The organism is Variovorax sp. OK212, from assembly GCF_900112425.1.
Classification (GTDB): domain Bacteria; phylum Pseudomonadota; class Gammaproteobacteria; order Burkholderiales; family Burkholderiaceae_C; genus Variovorax.
In genome coordinates this window covers 220,751-235,559 of record NZ_FOLP01000009.1, presented here as the reverse complement: position 1 = coordinate 235,559, position 14,809 = coordinate 220,751, and the positions used below count along the sequence as shown (strand labels likewise).

Genomic DNA, 14,809 nt, shown 5'->3' with positions numbered 1-14,809 from the left:
AAACAAGAACAAGTTTAGAGATTGCGCGCCAGTTTTGCCAATTTTCGGGCTGATTGTTGCAACCGATGCAATAACCAATTCCAGCTTGCCGTCTCGATCTTTGCGACCCTCGCGCCCAAACTGAGCCTCACCAACTCGTTAAGGACGTCGCATGAACTCATTCAGAAAGCAGCATCTGGCGGCCCTCGCGGCTGCAATCGCCGTTGCGGGCGCAGGCATGGGAATCTTCTGGGACAAGGGGCCGCAGGCGCATGCCGCCGCGGCCGCCGTGCTCCCCCAGGTCAAGTACAAAACGGCATTGCAGAGCCAGGTGTTCGATGCCCAGGACTACACCGGCCGCCTCGAGGCCGTCGACCTCGTCGACGTGCGCCCGAAGGTGCCCGGCACGCTCCTGAAGGTGCACTTCAAGGATGGCCAGCGCGTCCAGCAGAACGACCTGCTGTTCAGCATCGACACTGCGCCTTTCACGGCCAGGCTGCAGCAGGTCCAGGCCGGCCTGGTGGGCGCGCAGGCGCGCCTGCGGCATGCCGACATGGAGCAACAACGCGCTCGCCGGCTCGTCGAGTCGCAGTCGATCTCGCAGCGTGAGTTCGAGGCCCTCGACAACGCGGCCAGCGAGGCCCTGGCGGCCCTCAAGGGCGCACAGGCGGCGGTGGCCCAGGCACAGCTCGACCTGAGCTACACGCAAGTCCGCGCGCCCATTGCCGGGCGCATTTCCAGGGCGGAAATCACTGCCGGCAACGTGGTGGGTTCCGGCGGGGATTCGGCCCCGCTGACCCGCATCGTTTCGGAGAACAAGCTGTATGCCTCGTTCAACGTCGATGAGCAGAGCTACCTGCGGCTCATCGCGCCGTCGTTGCGCAGCGGCGCGCAACCGGCGGTGAAGGTGGGGCTGGCGGTCGATGCCGACTTCCCGCACGCGGCGTCGCTCGAGGCCCTCGACAACCGGATGGACACCCGCTCCGGAACCGTGCGCGTGCGGGCGCGCGTGGACCGTGTGAGTCCCGAGATGCTCCCGGGCCTGCAGGCGCGCGTGCGCCTGCAGGGCGCCGTGCCCTACCAGGCCGTGGTGGTCGACGATGCCGTGGTCGGCACCGACCAGGACCGCAAGTACGTCCTCGTCGTGAACGCCCAGAACAAGGTGGAGCGGCGCTTCGTGGAGCTCGGCGTGCTCCAGGGGAGCCAGCGCGTGCTGCGCAGCGGCATCGAGCCGGGCGCCAGGGTCATCGTGGATGGTGCCTACCGTGCCGCCCCGGGCGCCGCGGTGTCAGCGGTAGAGGCTGGCGCGCCGGCCGCATCCGCCCCGATGACTTCAGGGGCGCGGTCATGAACATTTCCAAGTTCTTCATCGACCGACCCATCTTCGCGGGCGTCCTGTCTGCATTGATCATGCTCGCGGGCATCGTGGCGGCCTTCCAGATGCCGGTGTCGGAATACCCGCAGGTCATCCCGCCTTCGGTGGTGATCCACGCGCAATACCCGGGCGCCAACGCCAAGACGATCGCCGAGACCGTCGCCGCGCCGCTGGAGCAGTCGGTCAACGGCGTCGAGGACATGCTCTACATGGACTCGAAGGCCAGCGGCGACGGCCACCTGTACCTGACGGTCACGTTCAAGCTGGGCACCGATCCGGACCGGGCCCAGCAGCTGGTCCAGACCCGCGTGTCGCAGGCGTCGCCGCGGCTGCCGGAGGACGTGCAGCGCCTGGGCGTCACGGCCGTCAAGAACCTGCCGATGATCACCATCGCCGTGCACATGGTGTCGCCCAAGGGCACCTACGACAACAACTACATCAGCAACTACGCGCTCCTTCATGTGAAGGACCGCCTGGCCCGCATCCAGGGCGTGGGCGACGTCGTGATCTGGGGCCCCGGCGGCTATGCCATGCGGATCTGGCTGGATCCCGCCGCGCTGGCCCAGCGCGGCCTGAGCGCGGGCGATGTGGCCAGCGCCATCCGGCGCCAGAACATGCAGGCGGCGGTGGGAACCATCGGCAGCGCGCCGGCCAGTCCGGACACGGCCTTCCAGCTCAACGTCAATGCCGACGGACGGCTCAAGACGCCCGAGGAATTCAGGAACATCGTCATCAAGTCCGATGCGGCCGGTGCCATCACGCGCCTGGGCGATGTGGCCCGCGTGGAACTGGGCGCCGAGGACTACGGCATCCGGGCCACGCTGGACAACGCGCCGGCCGTCGCCGTGTCCGTACAGGAAGCACCCGGCGCGAACTCGCTGCAGATTTCCCGGGACGTGCATCGCGCCATGAAGGAGCTCGAGAAAAAATTCCCGGAAGACGTCACCTACCGCGTTGTCTATGAGCCCAGCCGTGCGGTCCAGTCCGGCATCGATGCCGTGGTCAAGACGCTGCTGGAGGCCGTGGCCCTGGTCGTGCTGGTCGTGTTCCTCTTCCTGCAGACCTGGCGCGCATCGATCATCCCGCTGATCGCCGTTCCCATCTCGATCGTCGGCACCTTCAGCTTCCTGCTGCTGGCGGGCTATTCCATCAACACGCTGTCGCTGTTCGGGCTGGTGGTGGCCATCGGCATCGTGGTCGACGACGCCATCGTGGTGGTCGAGAACGTGGAGCGCAACATCGCCCGAGGCATGGCGCCCCGGGAGGCCACGTACCAGGCCATGCGCGAGGTCAGCGGCCCCATCGTGGCCATCGCGCTGACCTTGTCCGCGGTCTTCCTGCCGCTGGCCTTCCTCAGCGGCCTGACCGGAGAGTTCTACAAGCAGTTCGCGGTCACCATCGCCATCTCGACGCTGATCTCGGCGGTCAATTCGCTGACCCTGTCCCCGGCGCTGGCGGCCCTGCTGCTGAAAGGCCACGGCGAAGCGCCCGATGTGGTGACCCGTGTGACACAGCGGGTGCTGGGCCGCTTCTTCGCCCGCTTCAACCGCGCCTTCGATCGCACCTCGGAAAGCTACGGCGGCGGCGTCGGCCGGCTTCTGAAGCGCAAGGGCGCCATGCTCGTCGTCTACGCCGGCCTGCTGGGCGGCACCTGGTGGCTGACCGGCCATGTGCCCGGCGGCTTCGTGCCCGCGCAGGACAAGGAGTACCTGGTGAGCCTGGCACAACTGCCCGAAGGCTCGACCCTCGACCGCACCGACGCCACGATGAGCAAGATGAACGAGATCGCGCTCAAGCATCCCGCTGTCCTGGGCACGTCCGGCTACAGCGGCCTGTCGATCAACGGCGTCACGAAGAGTTCGAGCACCGCGCTGACCTTCGTGCTGCTCAAGCCTTTCAAGGAACGCAAGGGCATCAGCGCCGACCAGGTCGCGGCCGACCTCACCCGGGAATACAGCGGCATCGGCCATGCCTTCACCGGCATCTTTCCGCCGCCGCCGGTCTACGGCCTGGGCACGCTCGGCGGCTTCAAGCTGCAGATCGAAGACCGGTCAGACCTCGGCTACGAGGCGCTCTACACCGCCACGCAGGCGTTCATCAAGAAGGCCGCCGAGGCGCCCGAGCTGGCCCCGTTGTTCTCGACCTACACCGTGAACGTGCCCCAGCTGAAGGTGGACATCGACCGGGCCAAGGCGCAGCAGTTGGGCGTGGACACGCCCGCGATCCTGAGCACGCTGCAGTCCTTTCTTGGCTCGTACTACGTCAACGACTTCAACTTCCTGGGGCGTGTCTACCAGGTGCGCATGCAGGCCGACAGCCAGTTCCGCTCCAAGCCCGACGACATCGGACAGCTGCACCTGCGCAGCGAAACCGGCCAGATGATTCCCCTGGCTTCGGTGGCCCAGGTCAGCCAGACCTACGGCCCGGACCAGGTGCTCCGGTACAACGGCTTCACGTCGGCGGACGTGAGCGGCAGCCCGGCGCCCGGCTACTCGTCGGACCAGGCCATGGCTGCCATCGCGAGGGTGGCCGCCGAAACGCTGCCGCCGGGCATGACGTACGAGTGGACCGACCTGACGTACCAGCAGATCATCGCGGGCAACAGCGCTGTGTGGATCCTTCCGCTGTGCGTGCTGCTGGTCTTCTTCGTCCTGGCCGCGCAATACGAAAGCCTGACGCTGCCCCTGGCGATCATCGGGATCATCCCGATGAGCATCTTCTCGGCGCTGCTCGGCGTATGGCTGACGCGAGGCGACAACAACATCTTCACCCAGATCGGCTTGATCGTCCTGGTGGGGCTGGCGTCGAAGAACGCCATCCTCATCGTCGAGTTCGCCCGCGAACTGGAGATCGCCGGGATGTCCACGCTCAAGGCCGTGGTCGAGGCCAGCCGCTTGCGGCTGCGCCCGATCCTGATGACGTCGCTCGCTTTCATCATGGGGGTCATCCCGCTGGTCTTGTCGAGCGGCTCGGGCGCGGAGATGCGTCAGGCCATGGGCATCTCGGTCTTCTTCGGAATGATCGGCGTCACGCTCTTCGGCTTGTTCCTCACCCCGGTGTTCTACGTGATCGCGCGTTCGCTCGGCCATGGCAAACCGCTGCGCACCGCCAGCCGCCACGAGGCGCCTGTGCCAGTGCCTCACCAGGCGCCTGCGCCTGTTCTCCGTCACCCGGAACTGAAGCCCCAAGAGGAGAAAGCATGAACCGCGCAACCCCAGCGAGCGTCCGTCTGGCTCGCCTCTCGAAAACCGCCCTGGCGTTGGCCGCCATCGTCTTCCTGGCCGCATGCTCGCTCACCCCACAGGAGCATCGTCCCGACCTGGAAATTCCCGCCAGCTTCGCCGCCTCCGACGATCGCTCGGCGCCGCCGTTGGCGCCCTCGGAGGAGCCGGGGCGCTGGCAACCGGCCGAGCCCGCACAGACGCAGGCGCCGTCCCCCTGGTGGCAGGTCTTTCAAGACCCGGTGCTGATGCAGCTCGAAGAGCAGGCGCTGCAAGCCAACCCTGACGTTGGCATCGCCATGGCGAGGCTCAAGCAGGCACGGGCCCTGGCCTCGCGCAGCGAATCGCAGCGCCTGCCCAGCATCGACGCAGGCTTCGGGCCGAACCGGCAGCGCACCAGCGGCGCTGCGGCAGGCCTGGGAGATGGCGCGCCGGGCGCCGTCCAGACGCTCTGGCGCGCGCAAGCCAGCGTCGCCTATGAAGTGGACCTGTTCGGGCGCGTCGCATCCGGCGTGGCTGCCGCACAGGCAGACGCCGCCCAGGCACGGGCGTTGGCCCACCAGATGCTGCTGCTCGTCCAGGCGGACGTGGCCCGAACCTACTTCAGCCTTCGCCAGCTCGAAGGCGAACAACAACTCCTGGGCCGGACCGTTCAACTCCGGGAGGGCGCATTGCAACTGCTGGAGCGCAAGCGCGAAGCAGGCGCGGTGGCACCGTTCGTGGCGGAGCAGGCGCGAGCCGAGCTGTTCACGGCAAAGGCGGAGCAGCAAGCGATCCGTCAGCAGCAGGCCTTGACTTCCCATGCGCTGGCCGTCCTGCTGGGCAAGGCGCCCGGCACCTTGGCGCTGAACGCCCAGCCTCTGGTGCTGCCCGTCATCCGGATTCCAGCGGGGCTGCCGTCCACGCTGCTGGAACGCCGGCCGGACATCGCGGCCGCGGCGCTGGCGATGGCGGCGGAAAACGCCCGCATCGGCGTCGCCAAGGCCGCGTTCTTCCCCTCGCTGTCCTTGACCGGATCGCTGGGTTACGAGTCGGCCGACCTCGGCAACCTGGCCAACTGGTCCCAGCGGACCTTCCTGCTCGGTCCGCTGGTGGGAACGGCCCTGAGCCTGCCGATCTTCGACGGCGGCCGGCGCCGCGCCGACGAAGCCAAGGCGCGCGCGGCCTATGAGGAGCGGGTGGCCGAGTATCGGAAAACCGTGCTCCAGGCGTTCCGGGAGGTCGAGGACGCGCTGGTGTCCATGCGCACGCTCGACGAACGCCTCGCCCACCAGCAAGGCGCGGCGCAGGCCGCGGCGCGGGTGGACCAGTCCGCGAAGGCCCGCTTCGACGAGGGCGACGTCGACTACCTGGGCGTCGTCGATGCCGAGCGAACGCTGCTGCGCAGTCGTCAGTCCCTCATCCAGGCCGAAGGCGAACGGGTTCGCGCAACCGTGGACCTGGTGCGGGCGCTGGGTGGCGGCTGGGACGCATCCGGCGCCACGGCGTCCGCAAAGAAGAGCTGACGCCTTCACCACTTTTGAAAGACTTCGATGTCGATTTCCGATCTTTTCAAGCCGCTGACGCTCCTGCATGGCCCCGCCATGAGGAACCGCTTCATGCTGGCTCCGTTGACCAACCAGCAGAGCGAACGCGATGGCACGGCCTCCGAGTTCGACCAGGCGTGGATCGGGCAACTCTCGCAAGGAGGCTATGCGTTGATCCAGACCTGCGCGACCACGGTCGAGGCCGGCGGAATCGCCTTAGACCGCCAGATGGGCATCCATTGCGAGGGCCACCTGCCAGGCCTGTCGAGGATGGCTGCCGCAATCCGCCAGGGAGGCGGGCTCTCGGCGGTCCAGCTGCATCATGCGGGCCACCGCGCCAACCCTCTGCTCGGGGGCGTTCCCGCGCCAGCGTCCGGCGACACCTTGCCCGGCGTGCACGCCTTGTCGACGCAACAGGTCGAGCGCATCCGGGACAGCTTCATTGCCGCTGCCCGCAGGGCCGAACTCGCGGGCTTCGATGGCGTGGCCGTGCACGGTGCCTTCGGCTGGATCCTGTCGGAGTTCATGTCGCCGCATCTGAATGACCGCACCGACAAGTACGGCGGCAGCGTCGCGAACCGGGCCCGCCTCACGCTCGAGGTGATCGAGGGCATCCGGCGCGCCTGCGGGCCCGACTTCCAGATCGGCTGGCGCCTGTCGATCGAGCGCTACGGCCTGCGCCTGGAAGAGTTGCGCGAGGTCACTGCGGAAATCCTGGACCGGGAACTGATCGACTACCTGGACCTGGCCCTTTGGGATTCAGCCCAGCGCGTGCGCGAGGGCCCCTTCCAGGGCAAGACCATGCTCAGTGTCTTCACGGACCTGCCGCGCAAGGGTGTGCGTGTCGGAGCGGCCGGAAAGATCATGAGCGCCCAGCGCGCCAGCCAGTTGCTGGACGAGGGTTGCGACTTCGTGTTGATCGGCAGGGCCGGCATTCTCGTGCGGGACTTTCCGCTGCGGGTCCAGGCCGACCCGATGTACGACAGCCCGAAGCTTCCCGTGCCCGCGCAGTACCTGCGCGCAGGCGGGCTGAGCGAGCGCTTCATCAATCACATGCGGGGCTGGCCGTACTTTGTCGAGCCAGGCAGCGCCTGACCCCAGGCGCGACGCATCTCATCGCCAAACCACCCGCGAACCCACCCGAAAACAACCCGGAAACCAGGAGTCATCATGAACGAATCATCTGCTCTCGATAACCTGCCGTCGGGCTACGTGCCCTCCAAGGTATGGCGCCCGAAGAACGAATATGGCGGCCAGTTCGGCAGCATCAACCGCCCGGTGTCGGGTGCCCGGTTCGAGCGCGAACTGCCCGTGGGCAAGCACCCTCTGCAGCTCTACTCGCAAGGCACACCCAACGGCCAGAAGATCACCATCCTGCTGGAGGAGTTGCTCGCCGCGGGGCACGCCGACGCCGAATACGACGCCTGGTTGATCGACATCTTCAAGGGCGACCAATTCGGCAGCGGCTTCGTCGAGATCAATCCCAATTCCAAGATTCCCGCGCTGGTCGACCGCGCCACCGATCCGCCGCTGCCTGTCTTCGAGAGCGGCTCGATCCTCCTTTACCTGGCCGAGCGCTTCGGCGCCTTCTTGCCGACAGAGCGCCGGGCGCGCACGCAGACGCTGAACTGGCTGATGTGGCAGATGGGCTCCGCCCCCTTCGTGGGGGGTGGCCTGGGCCACTTCTATGCCTATGCCCCGCTGAAGATCGAGTACGCGATCGATCGCTACGCCATGGAAACCAAGCGCCAGCTGCATGTGCTCGACACGCACCTGGCCTCCCGTGAGTACCTGGCAGGCGACCAGTACACGATCGCCGACATGGCGGTCTGGCCCTGGCATCCCGGCAGTCTTTATGGCGTCTACAACACGCACGAGTTCCTGGCCGTCGAGGAGTACCCGCACCTGCTGCGCTGGTACCGGGCCATCGGCGCCCGGCCTGCCGTGGCCCGCGGCAGGCGCGTCAACCGGATCTCGGCCATTCCCGGCGAGTTCCTGCGCGAACGCCACGATGCCTCCGACTTCGACACGCTGACGCCCTGAAGAGCGCGTTCGAAAACCCGCTCGCTGCGAGAGCGATCCCGTTGTGCCATTCCCTTGTGCCCCTCCATGGGGGCCTCTCACCCAAGACCATCATGAAACTCTATTACTCGCCCGGTTCGTGCGGCCTGGCTTCGCAGATCGCGCTTCGCGAAGCCGGCCTCGAGTTCACCCTGATCAAGGTGGACTTCAAGACCAAGACCACCGCGGAAGGCGACTACTTCCAGGTCACGCCCAAAGGCTTCGTGCCGGCCTTGAGACTCGACGATGGGGACCTTCTGACGGAAGGCGCTGTCATCCTGCAGTGGATTGCGGACAAGCACCCCGAAGCCAAGCTGCTGCCGCATTTCGGCTCCAGGGAGCGCTACAAGGCGCTCGAGTGGCTGAACTTCGTGGCGAGCGACCTGCACAAGGGCATGGCAGTGATGTTCTCGCCGCTCGTGAGCCAGGAGTCGAAGACGAAATTTGCCGAGGGCAACCTGATCAGCAAGTTCGCGTACATCGAAGAGCATCTGGCGGCCAATGACTACGTGCTGGGCAGCCAGTTCTCCGTGGCGGATGCCTATCTCTACAACGTGCTTTCATGGCCCCCGCGCGTGGGCCTCGACATCTCCGGCTACCCCGGGATCCAGCGTTTCATGGCGCGCATGGCGCAGCGGCCCAGCGTGCGTGCTTCGCTGCAAGCCGAGGAACTTCAGTAGTTCGGGCTGCCGTCTCTCGAAAGAGACGATGGCTCACGCGACCCCATCCCGCTGGATGGGGGAACATCGGCCTGCAGGTGTTCCAGGTCGATGGACCGACCGGCCTGTTGAGCGGCCCGGTCACCGGACCGACCATCGGCACCAACCCGACGTCGGTCGTCGTCGCGCCCCAGGGCAAGTTCGCCTGTATCGCGAACAACGGCGACAACAACGTGGCCGCCTACAAGCTCGATGAGATCACGGGCCTGCCGAGCAGAGCGATCACGCAGCCGACCGGCCAGGGACCACCCGTGGTGGTGCTGTCGCGCTGAGACGTTCGCACAGGGCTCCGCTTGGAGCCTCGTTCGCAAGACCGCGCCCGCAGCAGTGAGGGAACGGGCAGCGCCGGCGTCGCACTGGCAGGTGGTCAGGAGACGCTTGGTAGTGCCGGCTGTGGATGCTTTGCCTGCGTCACGCAGCGGGAAGGTCGCAGGCACGGCGCTATCCCTACACGGGCAGCGCCTTGAACGATCGGTACGCAGGTCCAGGTCTTTGGGCAGCGCGGACAGGGGCTTCTTCATCGATGAACCTGTGCGAGGTGTCGGGCAAATGCAAAACGCCTGGTATGCATCCGGCCAGGTCATCGTGATGCTCATCAGCTCCCAATGGGCCGTGGTCCCGAGAGAATTTCATCGGCGCCTCTACCTGCCCAACGACGCTCTTCGTCTTCGTCGCGCGGCTGAATGCGTCGAGGCTCTGCGCCGCCAAAGATGGTTGCCGCGGCGCATTGCCATGCAGGCCGGGCGCAGCCCGGCCACCCTGAGCTGCGGCATGAAGCGAGCGAGGTTGCCGTGGCTGGAGGCGCCTGAGTCCTTGGGCCCTTGAGTTTCGGCGTCACTCGCGGTGACTAAACTCGCCGACACCTCAGGCGAAAGCCGAGTGAAATCGATCAGCTGGCTGTTCGAGCCCGTTGCGGCACTTGTGTTCTCGCAGGCCGATCACAATTCTGCGCAGCACCAGCGCTGTATCCGGCCGCGAAACCGGCCGACTCCCCTCCCCGACGATCCATGTTCTCCCTGATCCGCCTGACGATCGAACGCGCCCGCAAGGAGCGCCTGCCCCAGGTCGCCGGCAGCCTGGCGTTCACGACCTTGCTGTCCATCGTGCCGTTGCTGGCCGCGAGCTTCGCGCTCTTCACACGATTCCCCGTCTTCCATCGGTTGAGGGATGCGCTTCAGGAGCTCTTGCTGAGCAGGCTGCTTCCCATGGACATCGCACGCACGGTGATGAAGTACCTGAACCAGTTCGCCGCGAATGCCAGCGGCCTGACCTGGGTGGGCTCGCTCTTCCTGCTGGGTACGGCCGTTGCGATGCTGCTCACCGTGGAGAACGCGCTGAACCAGATGTGGAAGATCAACCGGAACCGGCCGTTCTTCCGCAGGGTCGGCCTGTACCTGCTGATGCTGGCCGTCGGCCCGCCGGTGCTCGGCCTGAGCCTCTGGGCGACGTCGTATCTGCTCGGCATCTCCATGGGCCTGATCGGCGCGCTGCCACACCCGCTGGCCTTCGTGCTCGACCTCGGGCCGCTCGCGCTCGGCATCGCCGTGCTGACGGCCATGTTCTACCTGGTGCCGAACACCTCGGTCCGGCTTGTCGACGCTTTCGTGGGCGGCGTGATCGCCAGCGTGGCTTTCGAGCTCGGCAAGCGCGGCTTCACGGCCTACCTCGTCAAGGTGCCGACCTACAAGGCGCTGTACGGGACCTTCGCAGCGCTCCCCATGTTCATGCTGTGGGTGTACTTCTCCTGGCTGGTCACGTTGGTGGCGGCCATGGTGACGGCCAACCTGGCAATCGGCCGGCGACAACCGGCGGGCAAGCGCGCACGGGCCTAGCAGCATCTGGACGTGCCGGATGCCGCCGCCAGGCAGCGGCACTCACCGGACGCGATCCTCCTGGTCGATGCCCGCCGCCGACAGCTCCCGCAGGATTTCCTCGGTGTGCTCCCCCAGGCGAGGCGCCGCCCTCCCCGCCACCGGCTGCGCATGCAGCCAGCGTGCCGCGGGCTCCAGGCCGACATAGGTGTTGCCGTGCGCATCGGCATAGTCCCGCACCGGGCCGCTGCCGCTGTCCCGCAGTTCGCGGATGAGCGCCTCGACGCCCGGAATGCGCGCCACCGGAATGTCGGCGTGCAGCAAGACCTCCAGCCAGTGCGCCGTAGGATGTTGGGCGATGTGCTGCTCCACGAACGCATACACCGCGTCGATGTGCTGCGTGCGGCTGGCCATGGTGCGAAAGCGCGGGTCGCTGTGCCACAACGCATCCTGTCCCACCAAGCGCAGGAAGCTCTCCCAATGCCGGTCGGTGTAGAGCAGCGTGCTCAACCACCCGTCCTGCGTGCGATAGGGCTTGCGGTAGCGCGACAGCAGCCTCGGGTTGCCCGGCTGCCCGAGCGGCGGCTCGAAGCTCGCGCCGGCCATGTGATCGAGCAACACGAAGTTCGCCATGGTCTCGAACATCGGCACTTCGATGAACTGTCCCTCCGCTTGCGCTTCGTTCCGGTTGCGCTGCAGCAGCGCGGCCAGCACGGTCTGCGCAGCGAAGAGGCCCATGGTCTTGTCGGCGATGTTCAGCGGCAGGTACTGCGGCTCCCCCTCGCCTGCGGCGGCCACGAGCGCGGGCAGCGCCACCATGCCCTGGATCAGGTCGTCGTATGCGGGGCGGCCCGCGTACGGGCCGTCCTGTGCGAAACCCGACAGAAAGACGTAGATCAGCGTCGGGTGGTGCCGCTTCAGTTCTTCCCAGCCCAGCCCGAGGCGCGTGAGCGCGCCCTGGCGCATGTTGGTGATGAACACGTCGGCCGTGGCCACCGCGCGCAACAGCGTCTCGGCCGCGCCCGGTGACTTCAGGTCGAGGCAGAGGCTGCGCTTGCCGCGGTTGAGGTTGAGAAACACCGGCCCCATGCCTTCTTCGCGCACCGGTCCCATGCCGCGCATGATGTCGCCTTCGGGCGGTTCGACCTTGATGACGTCGGCGCCGTACTCCGCGAGCATCTGCGTGGCGTAGGGCCCCATGATGACGCTCGTGAGATCGAGGATGCGTACGCCCGAAAGAGGCAATGCGGCCGTCACGCCCTTCTCCTTCATTGCGGCTCGATGCGCGCGTCGCGCACGATGGCATGCCACTTGGCGATCTCGCGCTTCACGTAGGCCTCGAAGGCGACCGTGTCCATCGTTCCGGGTGCCGTTCCCTGGCGCGCCAGCATGTCCTTGAACGCGGGCTCGTTCATCGCGCCGACGGCGATGCGGTTGAGCTGCCGCACGATCTCGGGCGGCGTGCCGCGCGGCGCATACAGGCCGATCCAGATCTCGGTCTCGTAGCCGGGCACGCCCTGCTCGGCGATGGTGGGCACCTCGGACAGCGAGGGGTTGCGCTGCGCGGTCGACACGCCGATGGCGCGCAGCTTCTGGCTCTCGACGTACTTCACCGCCGTGAGCGCATCGACGAAGGCCGCCTGGATCTGGCCGCCCAGCACGTCGTTCACCGCCAGCGCCGTGCCCTTGTACGGCACATGCAGAAACGGCGCGCCGGTGCGGGCTGCCAGCAGTTCCCCGGACAGGTGCGTCGTGCCGCCGCTGCCCGACGAGCCGTAGGACACGCCGCCGCTCTTCCTGGCGAACGCGATCAGCTCCTGCAGATTCTTCGCGGGCACCGAGGGATGCACCACCAGCACGTTCGGCGTGCGCGCCAGCATGGCCACGGGCACGAAGTCCTTCTCGGTGTCGTAGGGCAGTTGCTTGGTGATGGCCGGATTGACGACGTGCGCCGTCGTCGTGATGAGCAGCGTGTGGCCGTCGGGGCGCGACTTGGCGACACGCTCGGCGCCGATGATGCCGCCCGCGCCGACGCGGTTGTCCACCACGGCCGGCTGCCTGAGTTCGTCCTGCATCCTGCGCGACAACTGGCGGGCCAGCACGTCGGTCATGCCGCCCGCGGCGAACGGCACGACGAGCGTCACGGCGCGCTCGGGGTACGAGGACGCGACGGCTGCGGAAAGCCCCGCGGCCAGTGCCAGGCCGAGGGATGCGGCGCGCACGAAGTTAGAGATCGGTGTCATGTGTGCATGTCTCCTTGCCGGTGTCTTCAGGCGCGCTTTCTCGCGCGCAGGAAAGCCTCGATGTAGTCCTTGGGCTCGCTCGTGTCATAGGCCCGCACCAGCGCCTCGACGCCGACGGCAATGGCGTCCTGCGTGGGCATGCGTTCCCAGCTGCGGATCAGCGCCTTCTGGTTGCGCAGGGCCTGCGGTGCGCCCGAAAGCAGTTCGTGCCGCCACGTGCCAACCTCGTCCTCGAGCGATTCGGCGGGCACGGTTGCGGTGATGAGGCCCCAGTCGCAAGCCTTTTCGGCATCGATCATCCGGCCCGACAGCAGCAGGTCCCGCGTGCGGCCCCAGCCGATAAGGCCCGGCAGCAACGCGCCGTGAATGACCGAAGGCACGCCGAGCTTGACCTCGGGCATGCCGAATCGCGCGTCTTTCGCCGCGATCTTGATATCGCACACGGTCGCGACCTCCATGCCGGCGCCCAGGCAGTAGCCCGAGACCACGGACATGGTCGGGAACGGCAAGGCGCGCAGTTGCTCGCACAGCGCGAAGACGCCCTTGATGTAGGCGTCGATGTCGCGGTGCTTCGCGTCCTTGAGGAACTTGATGTCTGCTCCGCCCACGAAGGCCGTGGGGCGCCCGCGCAGGATCAGCAGGCGGATGTCGTCGCGCCACTGGAGCTCGTGCAGCGTCTCGGTGTAGATGGCGGCGGCCTCGGCGGTCAGCAGGTTGAGGCGGCCGTTGTCGAACTGCACGCTGGCGACGCCTTCGGCATCGACATCGACGTGGCAGCGAGGGCGGGATTCGGTGGAAATTTCCATGGCACGGGCAGGTCGGTTGTGAGATTGCGCCCGATGGTAGGCAGCGGTCATTGATGCAACAATGGAATTATTCGAATAAACCAAGTCCCTATTGGAATGAATATCACCATTCGGCAGCTCGAGGTTTTCCTGGCACTGTTCGACACGCGCAGCTTCACCGCGGCCGCCACCCAGCGCCACATGACGCAGTCGGCCGTGAGCAAGGTGGTCGCCGAACTCGAGGCGCAGCTGGGGTTCGCGCTGTTCGACCGCACCACGCGGCGCGTGCAGCCCAATGCGGAGGCCTTCGAGTTCCATCCCTTCGCGGAGGAGATCATCGCGACCATGCGCTCGGCGGCGCGCAGCGTGGCCGAGCTGGCCGACCTGCAGCGCGGGCGGGTCGGCATTGCAGCATCGCCCATGATGGTCTACGGCCTGCTGGCCCCGTTGATTGCCGACTACCGCGCGCGCTACCCCGGCGTGCAGTTCGACCTGCATGAACTCTCGACCGACGAGACCGTCGCGAGCGTCCTGGCCGGGCGGGTCGACTTCGGCCTTGGCGCGGTCGACCACCAGATCGCCGGCGCAGACACCCAGGTCGCGTTCGAGGATTCGATGTTCGCCGTGGTTCGCGCCGACCACCCGATCGCCGGAAAGAAGAAGGTCCCGTGGAAAACGCTCGCCCGCTGCGAGCACATCAGCCTGCGCAACGTGTACACGGTGCGGCGGACCATCGACGACATCGTGGCCCGCCAGGGCATCGCGCTGCCCAGCGCGATCGAGGTCGGCACACTCACGGCCGCGCTTGGGCTGGTGCGTGCAGGCGCGGGCGTGGTCGTGTTGCCCGGCTACGCGGCCCGCATCGCGCAGGAATGGGGGCTCAAGGCGTGCGCCATTGCCGACATCGGCACCACGGTCCATCGCATCCACGTGATCCGGCGGCAGAAGGCGACGCTGTCCATCGCCGCGCGGCGGTTCCTGAACGAGTTGCAGGCATCGGCCATGAACTTCGCCCAACCTAACCGCCAGTCTTAGGCACCCTGCTTCGCCGGCAGGCGGCGCGGGCGTTCAGCGCCCATGTCGATATTG

The 14,809-nt window shown here is 66.9% G+C and carries 12 protein-coding genes; 9 read left to right on the top strand and 3 right to left on the bottom strand.

Annotation, left to right across the window (positions count from 1 at the left end):
• Window positions 1-151: 151 nt before the first annotated feature.
• The 8 genes from BM004_RS24980 to BM004_RS24940 all read left to right on the top strand — a co-directional run bounded on the left by BM004_RS24980 (window position 152) and on the right by BM004_RS24940 (window position 10,713).
• Complete coding sequence (locus BM004_RS24980; protein WP_093217712.1) at window positions 152-1,330, top strand: efflux RND transporter periplasmic adaptor subunit; 1,179 nt, start codon at window positions 152-154, stop codon at window positions 1,328-1,330.
• Window positions 1,327-4,557, top strand: a complete 3,231-nt coding sequence (locus BM004_RS24975) for an efflux RND transporter permease subunit (protein ID WP_093217710.1) — start codon at window positions 1,327-1,329, stop codon at window positions 4,555-4,557. The genes BM004_RS24980 and BM004_RS24975 overlap by 4 nt, the downstream gene beginning before the upstream one ends.
• Window positions 4,554-6,080 carry an efflux transporter outer membrane subunit gene (locus BM004_RS24970; RefSeq protein WP_093217709.1) on the top strand — a complete coding sequence of 509 codons (1,527 nt, stop codon included), beginning with the start codon at window positions 4,554-4,556 and terminating at the stop codon, window positions 6,078-6,080. Before BM004_RS24975 ends, BM004_RS24970 begins: the two co-directional genes overlap by 4 nt.
• Before the next feature lie 27 nt (window positions 6,081-6,107).
• Window positions 6,108-7,196: an NADH:flavin oxidoreductase gene (locus BM004_RS24965; RefSeq protein WP_093217707.1), complete on the top strand. Its 1,089-nt coding sequence runs from the start codon at window positions 6,108-6,110 to the stop codon at window positions 7,194-7,196.
• A gap of 75 nt (window positions 7,197-7,271) precedes the next feature.
• On the top strand, window positions 7,272-8,144 hold the full coding sequence (gene yghU / locus BM004_RS24960; RefSeq protein ID WP_093217706.1) for a glutathione-dependent disulfide-bond oxidoreductase: 873 nt from the start codon (window positions 7,272-7,274) through the stop codon (window positions 8,142-8,144).
• 92 nt (window positions 8,145-8,236) lie between these two features.
• Window positions 8,237-8,842: a glutathione transferase GstA gene (gene gstA, locus BM004_RS24955; protein ID WP_093130653.1), complete on the top strand. Its 606-nt coding sequence runs from the start codon at window positions 8,237-8,239 to the stop codon at window positions 8,840-8,842.
• Between the two features lie 77 nt (window positions 8,843-8,919).
• Window positions 8,920-9,153, top strand: a complete 234-nt coding sequence (locus BM004_RS41540; RefSeq protein WP_177206596.1) for a beta-propeller fold lactonase family protein — start codon at window positions 8,920-8,922, stop codon at window positions 9,151-9,153.
• Between the two features lie 735 nt (window positions 9,154-9,888).
• Window positions 9,889-10,713: a YihY family inner membrane protein gene (locus tag BM004_RS24940; RefSeq protein WP_093217701.1), complete on the top strand. Its 825-nt coding sequence runs from the start codon at window positions 9,889-9,891 to the stop codon at window positions 10,711-10,713.
• 42 nt (window positions 10,714-10,755) lie between these two features.
• On the opposite strand, the gene BM004_RS24935 is transcribed toward BM004_RS24940, so the two are convergent.
• From BM004_RS24935 to BM004_RS24925, 3 genes are read right to left on the bottom strand one after another with little or no spacing between them, the layout of a single operon-like run.
• On the bottom strand, window positions 10,756-11,964 hold the full coding sequence (locus BM004_RS24935) for a CaiB/BaiF CoA transferase family protein (RefSeq protein ID WP_093217700.1): 1,209 nt from the start codon (window positions 11,962-11,964) through the stop codon (window positions 10,756-10,758).
• Window positions 11,961-12,935 carry a tripartite tricarboxylate transporter substrate binding protein gene (locus BM004_RS24930; protein WP_093217698.1) on the bottom strand — a complete coding sequence of 325 codons (975 nt, stop codon included), beginning with the start codon at window positions 12,933-12,935 and terminating at the stop codon, window positions 11,961-11,963. The genes BM004_RS24935 and BM004_RS24930 overlap by 4 nt, the downstream gene beginning before the upstream one ends.
• A 26-nt stretch (window positions 12,936-12,961) precedes the next feature.
• Window positions 12,962-13,741 (bottom strand): enoyl-CoA hydratase-related protein, encoded by a 780-nt coding sequence (locus BM004_RS24925; RefSeq protein ID WP_177206595.1) that lies wholly within the window; start codon window positions 13,739-13,741, stop codon window positions 12,962-12,964.
• Window positions 13,742-13,837: 96 nt separating this feature from the next.
• On the opposite strand from BM004_RS24925, the gene BM004_RS24920 reads away from it, so the two are divergent.
• Entirely contained in the window at window positions 13,838-14,755 is a 918-nt protein-coding gene (locus BM004_RS24920; protein ID WP_093217695.1) for a LysR family transcriptional regulator, read from the top strand.
• Window positions 14,756-14,809 lie beyond the last annotated feature (54 nt).

Bases quoted from the DNA above. Each gene is read 5' to 3' on its own strand.
- BM004_RS24980 (WP_093217712.1), top strand. From the start codon at position 152: ATGAACTCATTCAGAAAGCAGCATCTGGCGGCCCTCGCGGCTGCAATC.
- BM004_RS24975 (WP_093217710.1), top strand. From the start codon at position 1,327: ATGAACATTTCCAAGTTCTTCATCGACCGACCCATCTTCGCGGGCGTC.
- BM004_RS24970 (WP_093217709.1), top strand. From the start codon at position 4,554: ATGAACCGCGCAACCCCAGCGAGCGTCCGTCTGGCTCGCCTCTCGAAA.
- BM004_RS24965 (WP_093217707.1), top strand. From the start codon at position 6,108: ATGTCGATTTCCGATCTTTTCAAGCCGCTGACGCTCCTGCATGGCCCC.
- yghU (WP_093217706.1), top strand. From the start codon at position 7,272: ATGAACGAATCATCTGCTCTCGATAACCTGCCGTCGGGCTACGTGCCC.
- gstA (WP_093130653.1), top strand. From the start codon at position 8,237: ATGAAACTCTATTACTCGCCCGGTTCGTGCGGCCTGGCTTCGCAGATC.
- BM004_RS24940 (WP_093217701.1), top strand. From the start codon at position 9,889: ATGTTCTCCCTGATCCGCCTGACGATCGAACGCGCCCGCAAGGAGCGC.
- BM004_RS24935 (WP_093217700.1), bottom strand. From the start codon at position 11,964: ATGAAGGAGAAGGGCGTGACGGCCGCATTGCCTCTTTCGGGCGTACGC.
- BM004_RS24930 (WP_093217698.1), bottom strand. From the start codon at position 12,935: ATGACACCGATCTCTAACTTCGTGCGCGCCGCATCCCTCGGCCTGGCA.
- BM004_RS24925 (WP_177206595.1), bottom strand. From the start codon at position 13,741: ATGGAAATTTCCACCGAATCCCGCCCTCGCTGCCACGTCGATGTCGAT.
- BM004_RS24920 (WP_093217695.1), top strand. From the start codon at position 13,838: ATGAATATCACCATTCGGCAGCTCGAGGTTTTCCTGGCACTGTTCGAC.